The 21,815-nt window shown below is 60.1% G+C and carries 18 protein-coding genes; 4 read left to right on the top strand and 14 right to left on the bottom strand.

What is annotated here, in order from left to right; all coding sequences use genetic code 11:
* Positions 1–84 precede the first annotated feature (84 nt).
* Positions 85–426: a YbaY family lipoprotein gene (locus ORL50_RS03875; RefSeq protein ID WP_266009976.1), complete on the bottom strand. Its 342-nt coding sequence runs from the start codon at positions 424–426 to the stop codon at positions 85–87.
* A 153-nt stretch (positions 427–579) separates the two neighbouring features.
* On the bottom strand, positions 580–3,072 hold the full coding sequence (plsB, locus tag ORL50_RS03870; RefSeq protein WP_266009974.1) for a glycerol-3-phosphate 1-O-acyltransferase PlsB: 2,493 nt from the start codon (positions 3,070–3,072) through the stop codon (positions 580–582).
* Between the two features lie 164 nt (positions 3,073–3,236).
* On the opposite strand from plsB, the gene ORL50_RS03865 reads away from it, so the two are divergent.
* Positions 3,237–3,446 carry a cold-shock protein gene (locus ORL50_RS03865; protein WP_010462862.1) on the top strand — a complete coding sequence of 70 codons (210 nt, stop codon included), beginning with the start codon at positions 3,237–3,239 and terminating at the stop codon, positions 3,444–3,446.
* A gap of 134 nt (positions 3,447–3,580) precedes the next feature.
* On the opposite strand, the gene ORL50_RS03860 is transcribed toward ORL50_RS03865, so the two are convergent.
* From ORL50_RS03860 to ORL50_RS03845, 4 genes are all read right to left on the bottom strand, one after another.
* Positions 3,581–3,958, bottom strand: a complete 378-nt coding sequence (locus ORL50_RS03860) for a hypothetical protein (RefSeq protein ID WP_266009964.1) — start codon at positions 3,956–3,958, stop codon at positions 3,581–3,583.
* Positions 3,959–4,034: 76 nt separating this feature from the next.
* Positions 4,035–4,844 carry a putative RNA methyltransferase gene (locus tag ORL50_RS03855; protein ID WP_266009962.1) on the bottom strand — a complete coding sequence of 270 codons (810 nt, stop codon included), beginning with the start codon at positions 4,842–4,844 and terminating at the stop codon, positions 4,035–4,037.
* Positions 4,844–5,995: a succinyl-diaminopimelate desuccinylase gene (dapE, locus tag ORL50_RS03850; protein WP_266009960.1), complete on the bottom strand. Its 1,152-nt coding sequence runs from the start codon at positions 5,993–5,995 to the stop codon at positions 4,844–4,846. The genes ORL50_RS03855 and dapE overlap by 1 nt, the downstream gene beginning before the upstream one ends.
* A 197-nt stretch (positions 5,996–6,192) precedes the next feature.
* The gene (locus ORL50_RS03845; RefSeq protein WP_266009958.1) at positions 6,193–8,784 is read right to left on the bottom strand and encodes a glycosyltransferase; all 2,592 of its coding nucleotides are present in this window, start codon (positions 8,782–8,784) and stop codon (positions 6,193–6,195) included.
* A 214-nt stretch (positions 8,785–8,998) separates the two neighbouring features.
* Between ORL50_RS03845 and tcdA the strand changes: the two genes are divergently transcribed.
* The gene (gene tcdA, locus ORL50_RS03840) at positions 8,999–9,811 is read left to right on the top strand and encodes a tRNA cyclic N6-threonylcarbamoyladenosine(37) synthase TcdA (RefSeq protein ID WP_266009956.1); all 813 of its coding nucleotides are present in this window, start codon (positions 8,999–9,001) and stop codon (positions 9,809–9,811) included.
* A gap of 46 nt (positions 9,812–9,857) precedes the next feature.
* On the opposite strand, the gene ORL50_RS03835 is transcribed toward tcdA, so the two are convergent.
* From ORL50_RS03835 to ORL50_RS03820, 4 genes are all read right to left on the bottom strand, one after another.
* Positions 9,858–10,262: a SufE family protein gene (locus tag ORL50_RS03835; protein ID WP_266009954.1), complete on the bottom strand. Its 405-nt coding sequence runs from the start codon at positions 10,260–10,262 to the stop codon at positions 9,858–9,860.
* Positions 10,259–11,464: an aminotransferase class V-fold PLP-dependent enzyme gene (locus ORL50_RS03830; protein ID WP_266009952.1), complete on the bottom strand. Its 1,206-nt coding sequence runs from the start codon at positions 11,462–11,464 to the stop codon at positions 10,259–10,261. Before ORL50_RS03830 ends, ORL50_RS03835 begins: the two co-directional genes overlap by 4 nt.
* A 188-nt stretch (positions 11,465–11,652) precedes the next feature.
* A complete protein-coding gene (dapD, locus tag ORL50_RS03825) occupies positions 11,653–12,687 on the bottom strand; it encodes a 2,3,4,5-tetrahydropyridine-2,6-dicarboxylate N-succinyltransferase (protein WP_266009951.1) in 1,035 nt (344 codons plus the stop codon).
* Positions 12,688–12,718: 31 nt separating this feature from the next.
* Positions 12,719–13,081 carry an ArsC family reductase gene (locus ORL50_RS03820; RefSeq protein ID WP_266009948.1) on the bottom strand — a complete coding sequence of 121 codons (363 nt, stop codon included), beginning with the start codon at positions 13,079–13,081 and terminating at the stop codon, positions 12,719–12,721.
* A gap of 183 nt (positions 13,082–13,264) precedes the next feature.
* Here ORL50_RS03820 and ORL50_RS03815 point away from each other — a divergent pair, with 183 nt between their 5' ends.
* On the top strand, positions 13,265–14,896 hold the full coding sequence (locus tag ORL50_RS03815) for a Na+/H+ antiporter (RefSeq protein ID WP_266009946.1): 1,632 nt from the start codon (positions 13,265–13,267) through the stop codon (positions 14,894–14,896).
* Between the two features lie 25 nt (positions 14,897–14,921).
* Here ORL50_RS03815 and ORL50_RS03810 read toward each other — a convergent pair whose 3' ends face one another.
* From ORL50_RS03810 to map, 4 genes are all read right to left on the bottom strand, one after another.
* A complete protein-coding gene (locus tag ORL50_RS03810) occupies positions 14,922–15,674 on the bottom strand; it encodes a M12 family metallopeptidase (protein ID WP_266009944.1) in 753 nt (250 codons plus the stop codon).
* A 188-nt stretch (positions 15,675–15,862) separates the two neighbouring features.
* Positions 15,863–17,062, bottom strand: a complete 1,200-nt coding sequence (gene dapC, locus ORL50_RS03805; RefSeq protein ID WP_266009941.1) for a succinyldiaminopimelate transaminase — start codon at positions 17,060–17,062, stop codon at positions 15,863–15,865.
* Positions 17,063–17,134: 72 nt separating this feature from the next.
* The gene (locus tag ORL50_RS03800; RefSeq protein WP_266009939.1) at positions 17,135–19,837 is read right to left on the bottom strand and encodes a [protein-PII] uridylyltransferase; all 2,703 of its coding nucleotides are present in this window, start codon (positions 19,835–19,837) and stop codon (positions 17,135–17,137) included.
* 44 nt (positions 19,838–19,881) lie between these two features.
* Entirely contained in the window at positions 19,882–20,664 is a 783-nt protein-coding gene (gene map, locus ORL50_RS03795) for a type I methionyl aminopeptidase (protein WP_266009937.1), read from the bottom strand.
* Between the two features lie 374 nt (positions 20,665–21,038).
* On the opposite strand from map, the gene rpsB reads away from it, so the two are divergent.
* On the top strand, positions 21,039–21,776 hold the full coding sequence (gene rpsB / locus ORL50_RS03790) for a 30S ribosomal protein S2 (RefSeq protein WP_003219330.1): 738 nt from the start codon (positions 21,039–21,041) through the stop codon (positions 21,774–21,776).
* Positions 21,777–21,815 lie beyond the last annotated feature (39 nt).

Genomic DNA, 21,815 nt, shown 5'->3' with positions numbered 1-21,815 from the left:
CTACCGGATTTTGCGGGCGAGATCCCATGCAAACATAGATCTATGTAGTTTCAGGAAACGCGCCGGGTACTCAGTTGGTGATTCTCAGACGGGGTCGACCAGCACTTCTTGCCCTTGCAAGTGATCGACGCCCAGGACCACTTGATGTTGCGTGGTGGTGTAGAAGATCAAGTGGTCATTGTGGGTAATGCGCGCACTGATTGCGTACGTGTGATTGCTGAAGACATCCGCAAGGTCGTACGTCAGGTTGAAGTGCAACCCGGCGTCGCGAGCATTGGGTGTCACTTGTACGTCCAGAACCTTGGCAGGTGCATCTGCCAGGGAAACATCCAGCAGGCTGACCTCCAGTATCGAGTCAGGTGGCAGACCCATCCTTGCGAGGTAATGCACGCGGCCACTGATTGTTTTGACGGTTTTGTTATTCATGCTGATTTCCATATCAATGACTCGTCGGAGTTGACGAGTACTCACCATAAAGAGAGTTTCGTCATTTCTATGTAGGGTAATTCCTTCGATCCGAGGCGAATAGTTTGCTGGGTACGGCAGAAACGTCCTTGTTCCTGCCAAACATTAATAGCGTCAGACCGGCGTTACCAACTCCGCCGCATCTTCACTGCGATGCAAGGCGACTTGACGGATCGACAGGCGAATTTCCGCCGGCAACACCCGCTTCGCTGCACCTTCGGCCAGCTCACCGAGCAGCTCGTGATAACTGAGCTTGCCGGCTTCGTCGCGGCGCAACACGTCAAGGTCCAGCATGGTCTGGATGAAATGTCGGAACAGGCTCTTGTCGAAGAACTCCGGCGCGTTCAGGCCGTGCAGGATAGACAGGCGCTGGGCCATGACGGTGCACAGGTCTTCCAGTTCTTCGGCGCTGATGCTGTGTTGGCCGCTGTTTAGTAGCAGGGACACGGTCATGTAGAAACGCTGCAGGGTCTGCGCAATGCTTTTGGACAACAGGGTCAGCAACACGAAGTGCCGCGAGCTGGGTGCCGGGCGCAGGTAGACATTGTTTTCGAATCGCAACAGGCCCTGTTCGACGAACGCTTCGAGCCATTGATCGACCACCGCATCAAGGTCGTCCAGGGACCAGCGGATGAACAGCTCCGACTGCAGGTACGGATACAACGCACGGGTATAACGCAGGATCTGCTCCCGGCTCATGCGCGATGCGCTCTGGAAGAAACTGGCCAAGAGCGCGGGCAATGCGAAAATGTGCAGCACGTTGTTGCGGTAGTAGGTCATCAGGACGGCGTTCTGCTCATCCAGATACAGGATTTTGCCCAGGGCATCGCTCTGCTCGGAGAGCAGGTCCATATCCTTCACATGCTCGATCAGCGCTCGGCCATCGCCTTCCGGCAAGGTGGTATGCGGCGAGTACGGCACTTTGCGCAGCAGCGCCAGATACAGGTCGAGTACTCGCGCCATGGCACGATCATCCAGGGCCAGGCGGCTGGTGGAGAGCAGCGCGAGCGCTACCAGGTTGACCGGGTTGATGGCCGCCGCTTCGTTCAGGTGTTGCGCGACCTTCTCTCCAAGGCGGTTGGTGGTTTCGTTGAGCCACGCTGGCTTGTACTGCGGGCCGAGCTCCTGCTGGCGCCAGTCTGGCTGCTCGCTGTCGAGGAACTCCGCCAGCTTGATCGGTTCGCCGAAGTTGACGGCCACCTGGCCGAAGCGTTGCTTGAGGGCGCCGATGACCTTGAAGATGTCGAAGATCGACTCCTTCTTCTTGGTGGCGCCGCGCAGCTCGCCGAGGTAGGTGCGGCCTTCCAGCACTCGCTCGTAACCGATGTACACCGGGACGAAAACGATGGGCATGCGCGAGGAGCGCAGGAAGCTGCGCAAGGTGATGGCCAGCATCCCGGTTTTCGGTTGCAGCATGCGCCCGGTGCGTGAACGGCCACCCTCGACGAAATATTCGACCGGGAAACCTTTGGTGAACAGGGTGTGCAGATATTCGTTGAACACCGAGGTGTAGAGCGGGTTGCCCTTGAACGTGCGGCGCATGAAAAACGCCCCGCCGCGGCGCAGCAGGCTGCCGATCACCGGCATGTTGAGGTTGATCCCGGCGGCGATGTGCGGCGGAGTCAGGCCGTTGCGAAACAGCAGGTAGGACAGCAGCAGGTAGTCAATATGGCTGCGATGGCACGGCACGTAGATGACTTCGTGACCTTGGGCGACCTTCTGCACGCCTTCGATGTGGTTGACCTTGATCCCGTCGTAGATCTTGTTCCAGAACCAGCTCAGTACCACTTCCAGGAAGCGGATCGCGGTGTAGGTGTAGTCCGAGGCGATCTCGTTGCCGTAGCGCAGGGCCTGGGCCTTGGCTTTTTCCGGGGAGATGTTTTCGCGCTCGGCTTCGTCGAGGATCGCCTGCTTGACCAGTGGCTGGTTGAGCAGACCCTTGACCAGATTGCGCCGGTGGGAAATGTCCGGACCGATCACTGCGGCTTTCAGGTTGCGAAAGTGCACCCGCAGGATGCGCTGCGCCATGCGCACGGTGCGTTCATGGCCCTTGTTATGGTCGATCAGCTCACGCAGGTGGATCGGTGCGGAAAACTGCACGCGGGTCTTGCGCCCCAGCACGACGATGCTGAGTAGCCGGCGCAGGCGCCCGGTGACCGCCCAGCTGTCGGCGAACAGCAGTTTCCACGGGCTCGATTCGCTGTCCGGCGACTGCCCCCAGAACACGCTGACCGGGATGATCTGCGCGTCTTCGGCGGCATTCTGGCTCAGCGCGCTGACCAGGCGGGTCAGCGTCGGCGGTGCGCCACGCTTGTCCTGGCGGCCGAGCCAGTCGGGGTCGGGCGTCAGGTAGAAAAACGCCGCCGGCTCCAACAGGTTACCCACCGATACCGGCAGGACCGGGCGTGGCAGGCCAGCCTTGGTGCATTCGGTATCGACCACGGCCAGGTCGGTCAGCGATGGATTTTGCAGGACGTAGAACACCGGCCGACTGCGGTCGAGGTTGAGAGTGAACGACGACTGGTTGATCGTCTCCGAGCGTACCCAGAGATACAGCAGTCGACGCAGGGTGCCAAACACTAGACGGCGAAACGGGGAGCGGGTCATACGGCTTCTGCGTGAGTGAGTGAGACCGAGCGTTTGCTCGGGCGGCCGATAGTGTGCCGGATTCATCGAAAATCGGCAAAAAAGCGGGTAAGTAAAGTTGAGTTGAGAGTTTTCCGGGCTGTCATATACTCGCCCCTCAACAATAAAAAGAAGAGGTACGATTCATGGCAACGCGCGAGACCGGCAATGTGAAATGGTTCAACGACGCCAAGGGTTATGGCTTCATTCAACGCGAGGACGGGGTGGACGTGTTCGTGCACTACCGCGCGATCCGTGGCGAGGGGCATCGCTCGCTGGCTGAAGGTCAGCAGGTTGAATATGCGGTGGTGACGGGGGAGAAGGGGTTGCAGGCTGAGGATGTTGTTGGGTTGTAAAGCTTATCTTACGGATCACCCAAAACCACTGTGGGAGCGGGCTTGCTCGCGAATGCGGCGTATCAGTCAAAGTTGATGTCGACTGACACACCGCATTCGCGAGCAAGCCCGCTCCCACATTTGATCGGCGTCGCTTATGCTGTTTTCCAGGTGATCTCTTCTTCACCATCCGCGCTGATCCGCATCCAGCGATCCGCCGACTCTTCACCTTCTTCCTCGACCCAACTCCCCGGCGCGCAGCGCACTTCGACGTTCAGCGCAGCAAATGCAGCGCGGGCGCAGGCGATGTCGTCTTCCCACGGAGTCTGGTCGCTTTCCAGGTACAGGCTGTTCCATTTTCCTACAGCCTTTGGCAGCCAGGTCACCGGCACATTGCCGGCCTTGCACTTGTAGGTCTGGCCCTTCTGGACCCAGTCGGTGCACGGGCCCAACGCCTGACTGAGCCAGGCTGCTACAGCCTTGTAGTCGACGTCGGCGTCTTTCAGGTAAATCTCGATATCGGGTTGGCGCATGGATGTCCTCACTGCGGGTCTGAAAAATCCATTCGCGGATTTAGCCGGCCTCAAGCTGTTTGCTCGAGACCAAAAATTATTGAAGTACGAAGTAATCGTAACGCATTGAAACCGTGACCTCGAACGGTTCAACCTGCTCGATGACCGCCGTGCGGCGTTCGGCACTGGCGCGCCAGCCATGGGGGGTCATGGCCAACAGGTTGGCACGGTCCTGGCCACTTTCCAGCGTCAGGCGAAATTCCAGGGTTTCACTGTGTTGCAGCACCATGCCGTCCGGCACCAGGGCCAGGTGCTTGTCGTCAGTGTATTCACGGACTTCATCGTACAGGCGTTCGCGTAATTCCATCAGGTGGCCGCTGGTCGGCCCGACCTTCATCAGGCCGCCACCGGGGCTGAGCAGGCGCTTGGCCTCTTCCCAGTCCAGAGGGCTGAAGACGCTGGCGAGGAATTGGCAGCTGCCGGAAGCCAGTGGCACCCGCGCCATACTGGCAATCAACCACGTCAGCTGCGGGTTGCGCTTGCAGGCGCGTTTGACCGCTTCCCGGGAGATGTCCAGCGCGTAGCCGTCGGCATTGGGCAGGGCCTGGGCGATCTGTGCGGTGTAGTAGCCCTCGCCACAACCGATGTCCAGCCAGCGTTGCGGTGCGTATTGCGCCGCCAGCTGGGCCAGGCGCCGGGCGACCGGGGCGTAATGACCAGCATTGAGGAAGTCGCGGCGCGCCTCGACCATCGCCAGGTTATCCCCAGGGTCACGGCTGTTCTTGTGCTGTACCGGCAGCAGGTTGAGATAACCCTGGCGTGCACGGTCGAACCGGTGCCCGGCGGGGCAGGCTACGCCGTTGTCCACCGCATTCAGCGGTTCGCTGCAAATCGGACAGGCGAGCATCAGGCGAGCAACTTGATCAGGGTCTGGTAGTAAATTTCGGTCAGCACGTCGAGATCGGCGGCCAGCACACGTTCGTTAACCTGGTGAATGGTCGCGTTGACCGGCCCGAGCTCAACGACCTGGGTGCCCATGGTTGCGATGAAACGCCCGTCGGAGGTGCCACCGCTGGTGGACGCCTTGGTCTCGCGACCAGTGATGTCCTTGATGCTCGATGCCACGGCATCCAGCAGGGCGCCCGGCTCGGTGAGGAACGGCAGGCCGGACAGCGCCCAGTCGATGTGCCAGTCCAGGCCATGCTGATCGAGAATGTCGGCCACGCGCTTCTGCAGGCCTTCAACCGTGGATTCAGTGGAGAAACGGAAGTTGAACACCGCCACCAGGTCGCCCGGGATCACGTTGGTCGCGCCGGTGCCGGAATTCACGTTGGAAATCTGGAAGCTGGTCGGCGGGAAGAAGTCGTTGCCGTTGTCCCAGTGCTCGGCGGCCAGCTCGGCCAGTGCCGGGGCGGCCAGGTGGATCGGGTTCTTCGCCAGGTGCGGGTAGGCCACGTGACCTTGTACGCCGCGCACGGTCAACTTGGCGCCGAGGGAGCCACGGCGACCATTCTTGACTACGTCACCCACTAAAGTAGTGCTCGACGGTTCGCCGACGATGCACCAGTCCAGGCGCTCCTTGCGTGCCGCCAGGCGCTCGACCACGGCTTTGGTGCCGTGATGCGCCGGACCTTCTTCGTCGCTGGTAATCAGGAACGCGACCTTGCCCTTGTGATTCGGGTAGTCGGCAACAAAACGCTCGGCGGCCACGGTCATGGACGCCAGGCTGCCCTTCATGTCCGCCGCGCCGCGGCCGCAGAGCATGCCGTGTTCATCGATCAGCGCGTTGAACGGGTCGATCTGCCACGCGGCCACCGGGCCGGTTGGCACGACGTCGGTGTGGCCGGCGAAACACAACACCGGGCCTTCTTCCTGACCGTGGGTGGCCCAGAAGTTATCCACATCCTCGATGCGCATCGGCTCCAGCGTGAAGCCGGCATCGCCCAGGCGCTGCATCATCTGCTTCTGGCAATCGGCATCAAGCGGCGTCACGGACGGACGGCGGATCAGGTCGATGGCGAGTTGAAGGGTCGGCGAAAGGTCGGCGTGGGCCGTCATGGGAAACTCCAGAAGCTTGATTTGTGGGAGCAAAGCTTGCTCGCGATGAATGATGATGCGGTCTTTGTGTTACACCGCGTCACGGCAATCGCGAGCAAGCTTTGCTCCCACAGGAGATGGGCTGGGCCCTGCAAAATGGCGGTTATCTTAAAGCAAAACGGCGGCCATTGGCCGCCGTTTAGTGCATCGGCAAAGATTTAGACTGCCGGCGCCGTCTCCGGCTCGGCGGCAGGTTTAGGCAGCGAGGAGAGGAATGCCATGATCAACGCGGCCAGGTAGGGCAGCGATTGCACCAGCAACATGATCACCCAGAAGCGCATGTCGTTGCTCGGCATGCCGTTCACCAGGTAAATCCCCAGCGCCGCGCCCCACAACAGCAACATGATGAACACCTCTTCCCGAGCTTCCGAAATCGCCACCCAGAAGCCGTGGTTGTCGGCATTCTTCGGCGTGCGGAAGAACGGAATGCTGCTGGTGAAGAACCCGTACAGCACCGCTTTGGCGATGGTGTGTGACAACGCCAGCCCGGCCAACGCCGCGCAAAACGCATCCTTCAGGTTCACGCCCACCGCGCGGCGGTACAGGAAGATGATCTTGCCGACCTTGAACACGAACAGCGCCAGCGGCGGAATCGCGAAGATCAGCAACGGTGGATCGACCCGCTGCGGCACGATGATCATCGCAGCCGACCAGAGCAGGGCGCCGACAGTGAAGAAGATGTTCATGCCATCCGCCACCCACGGCAGCCAGCCCGCGAGGAAGTGGTAACGCTGGCCCCGTGTCAGCTCGGTGCCCTTGCCGCGCAGCAGGCTGGCAGTGTGTCGCTTGATGATCTGAATCGCGCCATAGGCCCAGCGGAAACGCTGTTTCTTGAAGTCGATAAAGGTATCGGGCATCAGTCCTTTGCCGTAGCTGGTGTGGTAATACGCCGCCGACAGGCCTTTTTCGAATACGCGCAGGCCCAGCTCGGCGTCTTCACAGATGCACCAGTCAGCCCAGCCGAGCTCTTCGAGCACTGAGCGACGGGTCATGGTCATGGTGCCGTGCTGGATAATCGCGTCACGGTCGTTGCGGGTGACCATGCCGATGTGGAAGAAGCCTTTGTATTCCGCATAGCAGAGCTTCTTGAAGGTGCTTTCGTTCTGGTCGCGATAATCCTGTGGCGATTGCACCACGGCGATTTTCGGGTCGGCGAAGTGCGGCACCATGTGCTTGAGCCAGTTCGGGTCGACGCAGTAATCGGAGTCGATTACCGCGATGACTTCGGCATCCTTGGCGGTGTGCGGGATCAGGTAGTTCAGCGCGCCACCCTTGAAGCCTGCCAGGGGCGCGACGTGGAAGAACTTGAAGCGCGGCCCCAGGGTTGCGCAATAATCGCGCACCGGTTCCCAGACTGCCGGGTCCTTGGTGTTGTTGTCGATAATCAGGACTTCGAAGTCCGGATAGTCGAGGTTGGCCAGGGCGTTGAGGGTCTGTTTAACCATCTCCGGCGGCTCGTTATAGCAAGGCACGTGGATCGAGACCTTCGGCCTGTAGTCCGAATCCCCCACGACCGGCAGGAATTCTCGCCGGCGTTTGTGCGTCCAGACCGCTTCAGCCAGTTCATGGGCCTCGGTCAGCAGCACGATAAACACCCCGAACGCACCGAGGGCGAGCAGGATGCCCACCGTCAGGCTGAACCAGGTGCTGTATTGCAGGCTGTAGTCGTAACCGATCCACACCAGCACCGAACCGCACAGGAACGCGATGAAGGTCAGGAAGGTCCGACCACGCTGGCGCAATGCCGAGCCGTCGATCATCAGCAGCGTCAGGGAGAGCAACGCCAATACCACCGAGCCGACCGCCAGCACACGCCATTGCGGGATCGCGACCACCGGGCCTTCAAAGTTGAATTTCTGCTGGCGCGCGGCGTTGAACACACCCCAATAAGCGCCCACCGAGCCTTCATCACTGGCCTTCCACGGCTGGTCGAAGGCCTCGATCACAAAGTAGTTGAAGCCCTGGCGGTTGAGCTTGTTGACCAGCGTACGCAAATAGATCGCCTGGTCTGCCGGCGACGCGTCGGCGCCGCCGCGCATGCGGCCGTTACTCGGCCAGCCAACCTCCGAAAGCAGCAGGGGTTTCTTGGGGAACATTTTTTTCAGGTCGCGGGCACGGTCCAGGACGAACTGCCCGGCCTTGTCCACCGGGATGAACTCCCAGTAGGGCAGCACGTGAGCGGCGATCAGGTCGACATGTTTAGCCAGTTCCGGGTGTTCTTCCCAGACGTGCCATTGTTCAGATGTGGTAACGGGCACTTTCACCGCCGCGCGCACGCGGTCGAGGATCATGCCGAGCTCGGCAGCGGTAATTTCCTTACGGAAGATTGCCTCGTTGCCTACAACCACCCGCACTACGCTGCGCGACGTGTTGGCGATTTCAATGGCGCGCAGGATTTCCCGCTCGTTGCGCTCCTCATCCGGGCTGATCCAGATCCCGAGGGTCACGCGCAGGCCAAATTCTTCCGCCAACTTGGGGATGTCGCCCAACGTACCGTCGACCGAGTAAGTGCGGATGTTGTCCGTCAGCTTGCTCATGATCTCCAGGTCACGGCGCATTTCATCGTCGCTTGGATATTGATCTTTTTGCGGGTACTGGCCTTGCTGGAATGGCGAATAGGAGAAGCCGGAGATCTGTTCGGGCCAGTTGGGAGCGGTGACCGGGCGATTTATCAGTGCCCAGAAGCCGGTAAACAAGGCTGCGATGGCGAGCACCACGACCAGGTTGAGTCCAAATTTACGCGATGACATAGCTTTTTCGGGTTCCAAAGGCTGTGGAACGAAGGAGCGGTTGGCGACTGACTGCCAGGGCAGGGCCGCGCATCCTACACTGGAGGTTCTCTGACCGTACAGCTAACAGGGAAATGCCTGACATTGGGCACCCAGGTTTCACATAAGTTCTTACACTAGTCGCTGAATATTGCACTTGGCCCTATAATGCGCCCCGGTTTTTGGGGTGATGGTCATGAGTACAGAAGATCCGCGGTTCGCCGGCATCGCCCGCCTATATGGCATTGAAGGGCTTCAGCGCCTGCGCGCGGCGCATGTGGCAATCGTCGGCGTCGGCGGCGTCGGTTCCTGGGCGGCGGAAGCCATCGCGCGGTGCGGCGTGGGCGAGATCTCGCTGTTCGACCTGGATGACGTTTGCGTCAGCAACGCCAACCGTCAGCTGCACGCGCTGGATAGCACAGTGGGCAAACCGAAGGTCGAGGTAATGGCCGAGCGTTTGCGCGGGATCAACCCGGATTGCACCGTGCACGCGGTGGCGGATTTCGTCACCCGCGAGACCATGGCCGAATACATTACGCCGAACATCGACTGCGTCATCGACTGTATCGACAGTGTGAATGCCAAGGCAGCGCTGATTGCCTGGTGCAAGCGCCGCAAGATCCAGATCATCACCACCGGTGGCGCCGGCGGGCAGATCGATCCGACGCTGATCCAGGTCTGCGACCTGAACCGTACCTTCAATGACCCGCTGGCTTCGAAAGTGCGTTCCACGCTGCGCCGCGATTACAACTTCTCGCGCACCGTGACCCGGCATTACAGCGTGCCGTGTGTGTTTTCCACCGAGCAACTGCGCTACCCGAAACCGGATGGCAGCATCTGCCTGCAGAAGAGTTTTGTGGGCGACGGGGTGAAGCTGGACTGCGCGGGTGGATTTGGTGCGGTGATGATGGTGACGGCGACTTTTGGCATGGTCGCGGCGACCAAGGCGGTGGACAAGATTGTGGCGGGAGTGCGGCGGCCGGCGGATCGCATAAAGCCCGAGGCATAGACCCTACGGGGGATACGCGCCGCCTGCATCGCCAGCAAGCAGGCTCCTACAGAGCAAGTTCCTGCATTCGCTGGAGAACTGCATTGAGGCCATTACTGCGCGAAGGGGAGAGCTGCCGGCTCAGGCCCAGCTGATTGAACCAGTCGGGTAAATCGACCTGCTTCAATTCACTGGCCGAAAGTCCGTTGACCCGCGCCAGCAGCAACGCCACCAGTCCGCGGATCAATCGCGCGTCGCTGCTCGCGGTAAACTGCCAATGACCGTCCTGCAGCGCCCCCACCAGCCACACCTGACTTTCACAGCCATGCACGCGATTGGCATCGACCTTGTCCTCGTCGTTCAGTGCGGGCAGGCGGTCGCCCCATTGCATCAGCAGACGTGCGCGTTGTTCCCAGCCCGCCGCCTGGTGGAAAGTCTCCAGCGCCGTGACGGCATCCGCTGGCAGGGTCATCGCAGCAACTCCAGGGCCTGGTCCAGCGCTTCGAAGAACCGTTCCAGATCGTCGGAGTCGTTGTACAACGCCAACGACACCCGAATCGCCCCGGCCAGTTCAAGGCTTTTCAGCAGCGGCATGGCGCAGTGATGCCCGGCACGCACGGCAATCCCCTGTTCGGTCAGCAGGTGGGCCAGATCCGAGTTATGCACACCCTCGACCACAAAGCTGGCCAACGCCAGTTGCGGCTTGCCCAGCAGGCGAATGCCGTTGCGCGCTTGCAGGCCCTTGAGCAAATAGTCGTGCAGTGCCGCTTCATGGGCCGATACGGCGTCCTGGTCCAGCCCGGACAGATAATCCAGGGTGGCGCCAAGGCCGATGACGCTGGCGATCGGCGGGGTGCCGGCCTCGAAACCCAGGGGCGCGGGACGGAATCGAGCGTCGTGGTAATTGGCATCGAGCACCATCTCGCCGCCGTACTGCCAGTGCCGCAGTTGTGCCAGTGCTTCAGATCGCCCAAACAGCACGCCGAGGCCATCTGGGCCGTACAGCTTGTGGCTGGAAAACACATAGAAGTCGCAACCCAGGGCCTGTACATCGTGGCGACCGTGAACCACTCCCTGCGCGCCATCGACCACGGTCAAGGCTCCGTGGCTGCGGGCCATGGCGAGCAGGGCAGGTAGCGGTTGCCACGCGCCCAGCACGTTGGACAACTGGCTGACGGCGAGGAGGCGGGTGCGCGGGCCGATCAGTCGGGCAGCGGTGTCGAGGTCGATCAGGCCGTCGGCGTCCAGCGGCAGGATCACCAGCTGCAGCTCGCGCCGCTGGGCAAGTTGCTGCCATGGCAGCAGGTTGGCGTGATGCTCCAGGGCGCTGATGACGATCTCGTCGCCCGGATTGAATGAGTGTTCGAGGCCATAGGCCAGTAGGTTAAGCGCGGAGGTCGCGCCGTGGGTGAAGATGATCTGCCCGCTCTCGCCGACATTCAACCATTGCCCGACCTTGCTGCGACTGTCCTCGAAGGCCTGGGTCGCGTGGGCGCCCGGCAGGTGTTGCGCCCGATGCACGTTGGCTGCGCCGTTGGCGTAGTAATGCGCCAGCGCATCCAGCAGGGCCTGGGGTTTCTGTGTGGTGGCGGCGTTGTCCAGGTAAGTCTGGTCTTGCCGTTGCAGTGCGGCGATGGCCGGGAAATCGGCACGCCACGGGGAGGGGATCATCATGCACATTGGCCCTGCAAAACATGGGCGGGGAAACGCCAGGCTCTGGTGGAGCATGGCTGGCTGGTGACGGTTTCGGTGGCTTGGAGGGCCTCATCGCGAGCAAGCTTTGCTCCCACAGGTATTGCGAAGCATGCTCGCGATGTTTTCGGTGGCCTTAAGGGCCCCATCGCGAGCAAGCTTGGCTGCTACTAGTTGTGAGCGTGCAGCGCTTCGTTCAGTTCGATGGCCGATTTGTGCGTCTTGCACTCCACTGCACCGGTTTCCGAATTGCGGCGGAACAGCAGGTCGGATTGACCGGCCAGTTCACGGGCCTTGACCACTTTCACCAGCTGATTTTTCTCGTCCAGCAGCGCAACCTTGGTGCCAGCGGTGACATACAGGCCGGATTCAACGGTATTGCGATCGCCCAGTGGGAAACCGATACCGGCATTGGCGCCGATCAGGCAGCCTTCGCCCACCTTGATCACGATGTTGCCGCCGCCCGACAGGGTGCCCATGGTGGAGCAACCGCCGCCCAGGTCCGAACCCTTGCCAACGAATACGCCTGCCGAGACACGACCTTCGATCATGCCCGGGCCTTCGGTGCCGGCGTTGAAGTTGATGAAACCTTCGTGCATCACGGTGGTGCCTTCGCCTACGTAGGCACCCAGGCGCAGACGCGCGGCATCAGCGATACGCACGCCGGCCGGTACCACGTAGTCGGTCATTTTCGGGAACTTGTCCACCGAGAACACTTCCAGCAGCTCACCGCGCAGACGGGCTTCGAGTTGCATCTCGGCCAGTTCGCTCAGGTCGATTGCACCCTGGCTGGTCCAGGCCACGTTTGGCAGCAGCGGGAAGATTCCGGCCAGGCTTACACCGTGTGGCTTGACCAGGCGATGGGACAGCAGGTGCAGCTTGAGGTACGCCTCGGGGGTGGAGCTCAGCTGCGCGTCTTCGGCGAGCAGGGTGGCGACCAGCGGCTTGTGGCTTTCAGCCAGGCGGGTCAGCAGCTTGCCTTGTACCGCGTCGATGCCTTTCACGGCTTCAGCCAGTTGCGCGGCTTGTGCAGTGGTGAAGGTGATGGCCTGGTTGCCTTCGCTGTAACCGAGAATTGGCGCAACGGCAGCGACCAGTTCGGCCGATGGATTCAACAGTGGCTGAGGGTAAAACACTTCCAGCCATGCGCCTTGACGGTTCTGGGTGCCGACACCAAAGGCAATGCTGAACAGGGAATTGGACATGTAAATACCTCTACAAAGAATGACGGGCTGCTTATTTGATAGCGGCCGCGTAGATATCTGGCTTGAAGCCAATCAGGGTTCGGTTACCGAGATCGAGCACCGGGCGCTTGATCATCGAGGGTTGCGCGAGCATCAGTTCGATGGCTTTCGATTGGTCGAGATCGGCTTTGCGTTCGTCTTCGAGTTTGCGAAAGGTTGTGCCTGCGCGGTTCAACACCACTTGCCAGCCGTGCTCGTCACACCACTGGGTCAGGTGCTCACGGTCGATTCCGGCCGTCTTGTAATCGTGGAAGTCATAGCTGACAGCGTGTTCATCAAGCCAGGTGCGCGCCTTTTTCATGGTGTCGCAGGCCTTGATGCCGAAAAGGTGCAACGTTTTACTTGAAACGGTCAAGGAATTGCCCCCTTCACAGGTGCTGGAAAAAAAAGGTGAAGGATTATGCCATGACCCTTGGGTTAAAACCCAAAACCCTGTGGGAGTCTGATGACCGCGATGCGACATTGGTGTAACGGTCGGTCCGCAGTCTAAACCGCTAATATGGCACTTCAATGCTGTTGATTGCCTGGGAAACGCTTTATGCAAACCGCCTACACCGTTCTGATCCTGCTGATGTTGGTCAGCGTGTCTCGCCTGGTCGGGCGGGTGATCCCGCTGCCCCTGCCGCTGGTGCAGATTTGCGCCGGGGCGTTGCTGGCCTGGCCGACGCTGGGGTTGCATGTGGCACTCGACCCTGAATTGTTTCTATTTTTGTTTTTGCCGCCTTTGCTGTTCTCCGATGGCTGGCGGATGCCCAAGCGCGAGCTGTGGCGACTGCGCGGGCCGATCCTGACATTGGCGGTGGGCCTGGTGTTGTTCACCGTAGTGGGCGCCGGTTATTTCATTCATTGGCTATTGCCGAGCATTCCCTTGCCGGTGGCGTTCGCGTTGGCGGCAGTCTTGTCGCCGACGGATGCTGTGGCGGTTTCCGCGATTTCACAGAACAGGCTGCCGACGCCATTGATGCACATGTTGCAGGGCGAGGCGCTGATGAATGACGCCTCGGGCCTGGTCACCTTCAAATTTGCGCTGGCCGCCGCCGTGACCGGTGTGTTCTCCCTGGCCAATGCCAGCCTGACTTTTGTCCTGGTGGCCATCGGCGGGTTGGCGGTGGGCGTTGCGCTGAGCTGGCTGGTCGGGCGTTTGCGCTCCTGGATGATCGCGCGGGGCTGGGATGACCCGGCGACCCACGTGGTGTTCATGCTCTTGCTGCCATTTGCTGCTTACGTGCTGGCCGAGCGCCTGGGGGCGTCGGGCATCCTGTCAGCGGTGGCGGCCGGGATGATGCAGAGCTGGCTCGACCTGCTGCCACGCCAGACCAGTACCCGGCTGCTCAATCGCAGCGTCTGGTCGCTGCTGGAGTTTGCGTTCAACGGCTTGATCTTCCTGCTGCTGGGCTTGCAGCTACCGGACATCATCAAGGCGGTTGCCAGTCATGAAACCTCGCTGTGGCCGACCTTGCTCTACCGCTGCCTGGATGTGGTGGCGATCTTCCTCGTGCTGTTGGTGCTGCGGTTTGTCTGGGTGCAGAGCATCTGGCGGTTGTCGGGCCTGCTGCGGCGCTGGCGTGGCAAGGGTGAAATGACGCAGGTCCCGACCGCGCGTTCCTGCTGGTTGCTGACCGTTGGCGGCGTGCGTGGGGCAGTGACGCTGGCGGGGGTGTTGTCAGTGCCGATATTGATGGGAGGCGCGGCATTTCCCGAGCGTGATTTGCTGATTTTCATCGCGGCAGGGGTAATCCTGCTGTCGCTGATTGCGGCCTGTATTGCACTGCCGTTGTTGTTGCGCGGAATCGAGAAGAGTCCCGACGACAAGCGCCGCAATGAAGTGCGTGAGGCCTGGCGCAAGACCGCCGAGGCGGCGATTCATGCTCTCGAAACGGAAGAAGTCAATCCGCAGGACGCGGCGCAGGCGGCGCTTGCCGCAGAGCTCAAGGCGCGGATCATGTCCGAATATCGGCATCAGCTGGAGGTGTTCAACGACTCGGCGGAAGCCCAGGCGCTGGCATTCCAGATGGATTTGCTGGAGCGGCGGATGCGCTTGAAGGCATTGCGGGCGCAGCGGCTGGAATTGTATAGCCTTAGCCGTCATCACCAGATTGGCGATGACGTACTGCGTGAGGTATTGGCGGAGCTGGATTTGAGCGAAGCTAATCTTGGGGCGGTGAAGTAAGGAGGTAGCATCGCAGGTGACGCGGTTACGGGTAAATCGCGCGCACGGCCGCAATGTCACCTTGGCTGATATGCAAATTCACAGGCTGATGCCAGTCACCCAGGGTAAGTTCGTCGAGAACTTGATAATGCATGATTGAATGCCGGTCATAGGGCGTATAGACCCGAGAAGCGCTCCGTTCTAGTGGGAATACATTGGCATCAACTTCAGCCTTGGAAAACCTCGTGGTGTTAGCCATGTGCAAATATGTTTTTGCTCGGTTCCATGGTATTCCGGCGTCCGGATGTTGATGTTCATGTCCCAGTCCGAGAGCATGCCCAAACTCATGAACAACCAAGGATTCGTAATAGGGCGAGGAGAAGTCGGTGCCCAGCACCATGGAAGGAAGGTCGGGGCTGCCCGTACGCGAGTCGGTACCGATTAATGAACTACCGCTACTGCCTAATCCTGGCTGAAAATCAACACGAATGTCCCCCAGGAACTCCGTCGCAGCCAACATGGTTTGCTCGTCCAGTTCAATGAATTCGAACTGCAGATTGATGTACGGCAGCCATTTACTCGCGCTGTTCTTGATGGTCGCAAAAGAATGCTCGTTATATTCAACAATAACAATTTTCAGGGTTTTTCCGGGTTGCCAATATTTGGTGTGCTCGCCGACGCTGCGTTTGTTGCGGTTGCCGGGACTCGCGCCATTACTAGGCCGCTCATTGATAGCGGCATGATAAGCGGCGGTCGGGTCGGAAGATGTAATGGCTTTACAATATTTATATTGATGCATGTGGTTGTGGCCTCTGGTTTGTTAAGGAGGCCTGAAATTAGATAGTTGAGGGGGTTGTGTCGAGCTTGTTAGTTTTGCAGTTTGTTTAGCGGGCAATCTCAGCCGTAAAGTTTCGGTGTGAACGTTGTTATGACTTCAGGATGAATTGTAGTCCCGCCGCTGTATTGTGCAGGGCGGGACTTATATGTTCAGCGTTTGGCAATAATAAAAGCGCGAATGCGTTCAGCGGCCTCGACGCACTCTGCCAGCGGCGCGACCAGCGCCAGGCGCACACGGCCAGCCCCGGGATTGAACCCATCGACTTCGCGTGACAGGTACGAGCCCGGCACCACCGTCACATGTTCCTCAACGAACAGGTCGCGGCAGAACGCCTCGTCATCGCCTTCGACGTTTGGCCACAGGTAAAAACCGCCGTCCGGACGCTGCACGTCCAGTACCGGGCTGAGGATCGCCAGCACCGCGTCGTATTTCTCGCGGTACAGGTCACGGTTGGCGCGTACGTGGGCTTCGTCATTCCATGCTGCAACGCTCGCCAGCTGGGTTTGCACCGGCATCGCGCAGCCGTGATACGTGCGGTAGAGCAGAAAGCCTTTGAGAATATCGGCATCACCGGCCACAAAACCCGAACGCAGGCCGGGCAGATTGGAGCGCTTGGACAGGCTGTGGAACACCACGCAGCGCTTGAAGTCCTGGCGACCCAGTTCCACGCAGGCGCTGAGCAGGCCGGCTGGCGGGGTCTGTTCGTCGAAGTACAGCTCGCTGTAGCACTCGTCGGCAGCGATCACGAAATCGTATTCGTCGGCCAGAGCGATCAGCTTCTTCAGGGTTTCAACCGGAATCAGTGCGCCAGTCGGGTTGCCTGGGGAGCACAGGAACAGGATCTGGCAGCGTTTCCAGATGTCCGGGGAAACGGCATCGAAGTCCGGGTTGAAGCCGTTTTCATCCAGGCACGGCAGGTAGTGGGGTTTGGCGCCAGCGAGGAACGCCGCACCTTCGTAGATCTGGTAGAACGGATTCGGGCTGACGACCAGCGCGTCATCGCCGCGATTAACTACGGTCTGGGTGAAGGCGAACAGCGCTTCCCGAGTGCCGTTGACCGGCAGCACGTTGCGCGCCGGGTCGAGCCAGCCGTTCGGAACGTTGAAGCGACGTTCACACCAGGCGGCGATGGCTTCGCGCAGGGCCGGTATGCCGAGGGTGGTCGGGTACACAGCCATCTGATCCAGATTGCTGGCCAGGGCTTCGGCCACGAAGCTGGGCGAACGGTGCTTGGGCTCGCCAATGGACAGGGCGATAGCGCGCTTGTCCGGGTTTGGCGTGACGCTGCCGAGCAGGGCGCGGAGCTTTTCGAAGGGGTAGGGCTGCAACTGGTTCAGAGCGTTGTTCATCGGGGGCCTCTTCTAATGTGGGAGCCGGTTTTTGTGGGAGCCGGGCTTTCCCACAGGGGGAAATTTGTTGATTCAGATGCTGATGCGCGACAGCGCGATTCCGGGTTCCTGGCTGACGGTCAACTGCTCGACGATGGCATCCTGCAAACGGCTGCACAGCAGCGGGTCGGACAGCGGCTGATTGTTCGCATCGGTGATGAAGAACACGTCTTCCACGCGCTCGCCGAGGGTCGCAATCTTGGCGTTCTGCAACGACAGGTCGAATTCCAGGAAGATCGTGCCAATGCGCGCCAGCAGGCCAGGGCGGTCCGGGGCACTGAGTTCCAGCACGGTCACCGGGCGCTGGGCGTCGTTGTGAATGGTCACTTGGGGCGCAAACGCGAAGTGTTTGAGCTGGCGCGGCACTCGACGCTGAATGATGGTCGGGTAGTCGTCCGGGTTGCGCAGGGCGTCGGTCAGGCCCTCGCGGATCTGCTTGACCCGGGTGGGGTTGTCGCCGATCGAGTCGCCGTCGGTATCGAGCACGATGTAGGTGTCGAGGGTGAACTGGCTGCTCGAGGTAATGACCCGCGCGTCATGAATGTTCAGGTTGAGCTGGTCCATCGCCGCTACGGTCACGGCAAAAAAATCATGTTGGTCGGGTGCATAGATAAAGATCTGGGTGCCGCCCTCGAACTCGCGCTGGGTGGTTTCCTTGATCAGCACCAGGGGGCCGCCGTCTGCCGGCTGCTGGAGTATCGCGTCACTGTGCCAGGCCACGTCGCCAGCGGTATGGCGCAGGAAGTAGTCATCACCCAGTTGGGCCCACAGCTGCTCGACGTCGTCGGGGTCGGTGCCGCCACGTACCAGAATGTCGAGGGCGGCGCTTTGGGTCTGGCGAATCTGTTCTTCGCGGTCTACCGGATTTTCCAGGCCGCGACGCAAGGCACGCTTGGTCTCGGTGTAGAGCTGGCGCAGCAGGCTGGCGCGCCACGAGTTCCAAAGCGTCGGGTTGGTGGCGTTGATGTCCGCCACTGTCAGCACGTACAAATAGTCGAGATGGGTCTCGTCACCGATGATCTGCGCGAAGTCGTGGATCACTTGCGGGTCCGACAGGTCTTTGCGCTGGGCCGTAGTCGACATCACCAGGTGATTCTGTACCAGCCAGACGATCAGCCGACTATCCCATACCGGCAGTTGGTGGCGCTGGCAGAACGCCTCGGCATCGACTGCGCCGATTTCCGAGTGGTCGCCATGCCTGCCCTTGCCGATATCGTGGTACAGGCCGGCCAGGTAGATCAATTCGGGCTTCGGCAGCTTGGCCATGAGCTTGCTGGCCAGTGGGAATTTTTCCGACACCTGGGTGTACTGCAACTTACGTAGATGTTTGATCAGGTTCAGGGTGTGAGCATCGACCGTATAGATGTGAAACAGGTCGTGCTGCATCTGCCCGACGATGAAGCCGAACTCCGGCAGATAACGCCCAAGAATACCGTAGCGGTTCATCCGGCGCAGGTTGCGGTGGATGCCGATCTTGCACTTGAACAGCTCGATGAACAGGCTGGTGTTGCGAATGTCGTGGCGAAAGTCATCGTCGATCAGGTGCCGATGCTCGCGCAGCAGGCGAATGGTATCGGCACGCACGCCCTTGATTTCCGGCTGCTGGGCCATCAGCACGAAGATCTCGAGCATGGCGAACGGCGTCCGCCGGAACACATTGTCGTTGCGCGCCTCGATGTAGCCGTCGTGGAGCTGGAATCGCGAGTTGATCGGCTGCGGCGGCGCTTCATCTTCCGGGGCGAGGATGACTTCTTCGAAATGCTGGATGATCAGGTCGCTGAGCTGGGCAATGCTCATGACCACCCGGTAGTACTGCTGCATGAAGTTTTCGATGGCCTGCTTGGCGTCATCGCCTTCGAACCCCAGCAGCCCGGCAATCGAGCGCTGGTGATCGAACAACAGGCGGTCTTCGGAACGGCCGGCGAGCATGTGCAGGGCGTAACGAACCTTCCACAAAAATTCCTGCGAGGAGGCCAGCAGGGCGTTTTCGCTTTCAACCAGGAAACCTTCGCCAGCCAGGGCGCGCAGGTTCAGGGTGCCGTACTCGCGCCGCGCTACCCACAGAATCGTCTGGATATCCCGCAGGCCACCGGGCGAGCCTTTGACGTTGGGTTCCAGATTGTATTCGGTATCGTTGTATTTGTGGTGCCGGGCCTTTTGCTCCGCGCGCTTGGCCAGGAAGAACTCCTTGCTGGGCCACATGTGCGCAGTGCTGGTGACGTCGAGCATGCGCTGGCGCAAGCGCTCGGGGCCACAGATGGTGCGGCTCTCCATCAGGTTGGTAACGACCGTCAGGTCGGCGCGGGCCTCGATGGCGCATTCGTCCACCGAGCGCACGCTTTGGCCAACTTCCAGGCCGATGTCCCACAGCAACGTGAGAAAACGCTCGATGGAATCGCGGAAAACTTCGTGATCGGCACTGTCGAGCAGGATCAGCAGATCGATGTCGGAATAGGGGTGCAACTCGCCGCGACCGTAGCCACCGACCGCGACCAGCGCGATGTCGGCGTCTTCGCTCCAGTCGAACTGCTCCCAGGCCTTTTGCAGGATGTTGTCGACGAACCAGGCGCGATCCTCGATCAGGCGGCGAATGTCGCGGCCGCTGCGAAAGCGCCCGTCGAGCACCTCGCGGGCCTGGCGGATCGCCTTCTTGAAGGCGGCGATAGGGCTTGCCTTCAGGGCCAGTTCAGCCTGGAACTGGCCGCGGTCGAAGAGTTCTGGATCCACCTGCGGCATCGATTGGCTTTCCTTTCTATAGGCTGGGAGCTGCGCTGGTTGAATCAGGCCGAAACGCGAGGGATGGTGTCATCGCTGCGCAGGGTGAAGATCTCGTAGCCGGTCTCGGTCACGACCAGGGTGTGTTCCCACTGGGCGGAGAGCTTGCGGTCCTTGGTAATGGCGGTCCAGCCGTCGCCCAGCACCTTGGTGTCGGCCTTGCCCTGGTTGATCATCGGCTCGATGGTGAACGTCATGCCCGCTTGCAGCTCCATACCGGTACCGGCACGGCCGTAATGCAGGATCTGCGGTTCTTCGTGGAACACTTTGCCAATGCCGTGGCCGCAGAACTCGCGAACCACCGAGAAGCCGTTCTTTTCCGCGTGCTTCTGGATCACTTCGCCGATATCGCCCAGGCGGCAGCCTGGCTTAACGATTTCGATGGCCTTGTACATGCATTCCTGGGTGACCTGCGACAGGCGCTCGGCCCAGACCGGCACGGTGCCGACGTGGAACATGCGGCTGGTGTCGCCGTGGTAGCCATCCTTGATCACGGTCACGTCGATGTTCAGCGTGTCGCCATTCTTTAATGGTTTCTCGTTCGGAATACCATGGCAGACCACGTGGTTGATCGAGGTGCAGATCGACTTCGGGTAGCCTTTATAATTGAGCGGAGCAGGAATGGCCTGTTGCACATTGACGATGTAGTCATGGCAGATGCGGTCCAGCTCTTCAGTGGTGACGCCCGGTTTGACATGTTCAGCAATCATTTCCAGCACATCGGCGGCCAGTTTGCCGGCGACACGCATTTTTGCGATGTCCTCTGGAGTCTTGAGGTTGACGGTCATACAGGCTCTCTCTGCGCTCGATGGCGCTTCACTAAGTCAAAATGGGCGGTGCGCAAACGTTCTTCGCTGCCCTGAAAAACGCGATTCTACCAGACGATCAGGGCAAATCTGAGGCCCTGTGCATCGCTTCTTCCTATAGATGGGCGCATTCCCGGGCGATTCCAAGGGCGTGGATGAAGACGTGCATCAGCAATTGAGAATCCGGGTTCCGTTTTTCCGAGCCTTATGGTATAAAATGCGCCGCTTTCCGGGGATACCCCGAAAGGCTTAAATCCACACACGTGTCGACACGATGACCTGGGTGCCTTCAGCTGATGCTGCTGGTTGGTCATTGGGATACGTGGAGGCCAAACCCGACTTATTAAGGAACTATCATGTCCCAAGTCAACATGCGCGATATGCTGAAGGCCGGTGTGCACTTCGGTCACCAGACCCGTTACTGGAACCCGAAAATGGGCAAGTACATTTTCGGCGCGCGTAACAAGATCCACATTATCAACCTTGAAAAAACCCTGCCAATGTTCAACGAAGCTCTGACTTTCGTAGAGCGCCTGGCCCAGGGCAAAAACAAGATTCTGTTCGTCGGCACCAAGCGTTCCGCTGGCAAGATCGTTGCTGAAGAAGCAGCACGTTGCGGTTCGCCGTACGTCGATCACCGCTGGTTGGGCGGCATGCTGACCAACTTCAAAACCATCCGTGCTTCCATCAAGCGTCTGCGTGACCTTGAAGTGCAAGCCGAAGACGGTACTTTCGCCAAGCTGACCAAGAAAGAAGCGCTGATGCGCACTCGCGATCTTGAGAAGCTCGATCGTTCCCTGGGTGGTATCAAGGACATGGGCGGTCTGCCAGACGCTCTGTTCGTTATCGACGTTGATCACGAGCGCATCGCGATCACCGAAGCCAACAAGCTGGGCATCCCGGTTATCGGCGTAGTCGATACCAACAGCAGCCCGGAAGGCGTTGACTACATCATCCCAGGCAACGATGACGCAATCCGCGCGATCCAGCTGTACATGGGTTCGATGGCTGACGCTGTAATCCGTGGCCGCAACCACGTTGCTGGTGGCACCGAGCAGTTCGTTGAAGAAGCTCCGGTAGCTGCAGCTGAGTAATTGACGCCTTGGCGTTGACTCAGTAAGCAAAAAGGGGGC

The sequence above is a fragment of the Pseudomonas sp. RIT-562 genome (assembly GCF_026241895.1).
GTDB lineage: Bacteria > Pseudomonadota > Gammaproteobacteria > Pseudomonadales > Pseudomonadaceae > Aquipseudomonas > Aquipseudomonas mandelii_F.
Note: the sequence above shows the minus strand (reverse complement) of the source record. Positions and strands in the feature narration are given on the sequence as shown.

What these genes read in the sequence shown, in the direction of transcription:
- ORL50_RS03875 (WP_266009976.1), bottom strand. Translation starts at nt 426, where the DNA reads ATGAATAACAAAACCGTCAAAACAATCAGTGGCCGCGTGCATTACCTC.
- plsB (WP_266009974.1), bottom strand. Translation starts at nt 3,072, where the DNA reads ATGACCCGCTCCCCGTTTCGCCGTCTAGTGTTTGGCACCCTGCGTCGA.
- ORL50_RS03865 (WP_010462862.1), top strand. Translation starts at nt 3,237, where the DNA reads ATGGCAACGCGCGAGACCGGCAATGTGAAATGGTTCAACGACGCCAAG.
- ORL50_RS03860 (WP_266009964.1), bottom strand. Translation starts at nt 3,958, where the DNA reads ATGCGCCAACCCGATATCGAGATTTACCTGAAAGACGCCGACGTCGAC.
- ORL50_RS03855 (WP_266009962.1), bottom strand. Translation starts at nt 4,844, where the DNA reads ATGCTCGCCTGTCCGATTTGCAGCGAACCGCTGAATGCGGTGGACAAC.
- dapE (WP_266009960.1), bottom strand. Translation starts at nt 5,995, where the DNA reads ATGACGGCCCACGCCGACCTTTCGCCGACCCTTCAACTCGCCATCGAC.
- ORL50_RS03845 (WP_266009958.1), bottom strand. Translation starts at nt 8,784, where the DNA reads ATGTCATCGCGTAAATTTGGACTCAACCTGGTCGTGGTGCTCGCCATC.
- tcdA (WP_266009956.1), top strand. Translation starts at nt 8,999, where the DNA reads ATGAGTACAGAAGATCCGCGGTTCGCCGGCATCGCCCGCCTATATGGC.
- ORL50_RS03835 (WP_266009954.1), bottom strand. Translation starts at nt 10,262, where the DNA reads ATGACCCTGCCAGCGGATGCCGTCACGGCGCTGGAGACTTTCCACCAG.
- ORL50_RS03830 (WP_266009952.1), bottom strand. Translation starts at nt 11,464, where the DNA reads ATGATGATCCCCTCCCCGTGGCGTGCCGATTTCCCGGCCATCGCCGCA.
- dapD (WP_266009951.1), bottom strand. Translation starts at nt 12,687, where the DNA reads ATGTCCAATTCCCTGTTCAGCATTGCCTTTGGTGTCGGCACCCAGAAC.
- ORL50_RS03815 (WP_266009946.1), top strand. Translation starts at nt 13,265, where the DNA reads ATGCAAACCGCCTACACCGTTCTGATCCTGCTGATGTTGGTCAGCGTG.
- ORL50_RS03810 (WP_266009944.1), bottom strand. Translation starts at nt 15,674, where the DNA reads ATGCATCAATATAAATATTGTAAAGCCATTACATCTTCCGACCCGACC.
- dapC (WP_266009941.1), bottom strand. Translation starts at nt 17,062, where the DNA reads ATGAACAACGCTCTGAACCAGTTGCAGCCCTACCCCTTCGAAAAGCTC.
- ORL50_RS03800 (WP_266009939.1), bottom strand. Translation starts at nt 19,837, where the DNA reads ATGCCGCAGGTGGATCCAGAACTCTTCGACCGCGGCCAGTTCCAGGCT.
- map (WP_266009937.1), bottom strand. Translation starts at nt 20,664, where the DNA reads ATGACCGTCAACCTCAAGACTCCAGAGGACATCGCAAAAATGCGTGTC.
- rpsB (WP_003219330.1), top strand. Translation starts at nt 21,039, where the DNA reads ATGTCCCAAGTCAACATGCGCGATATGCTGAAGGCCGGTGTGCACTTC.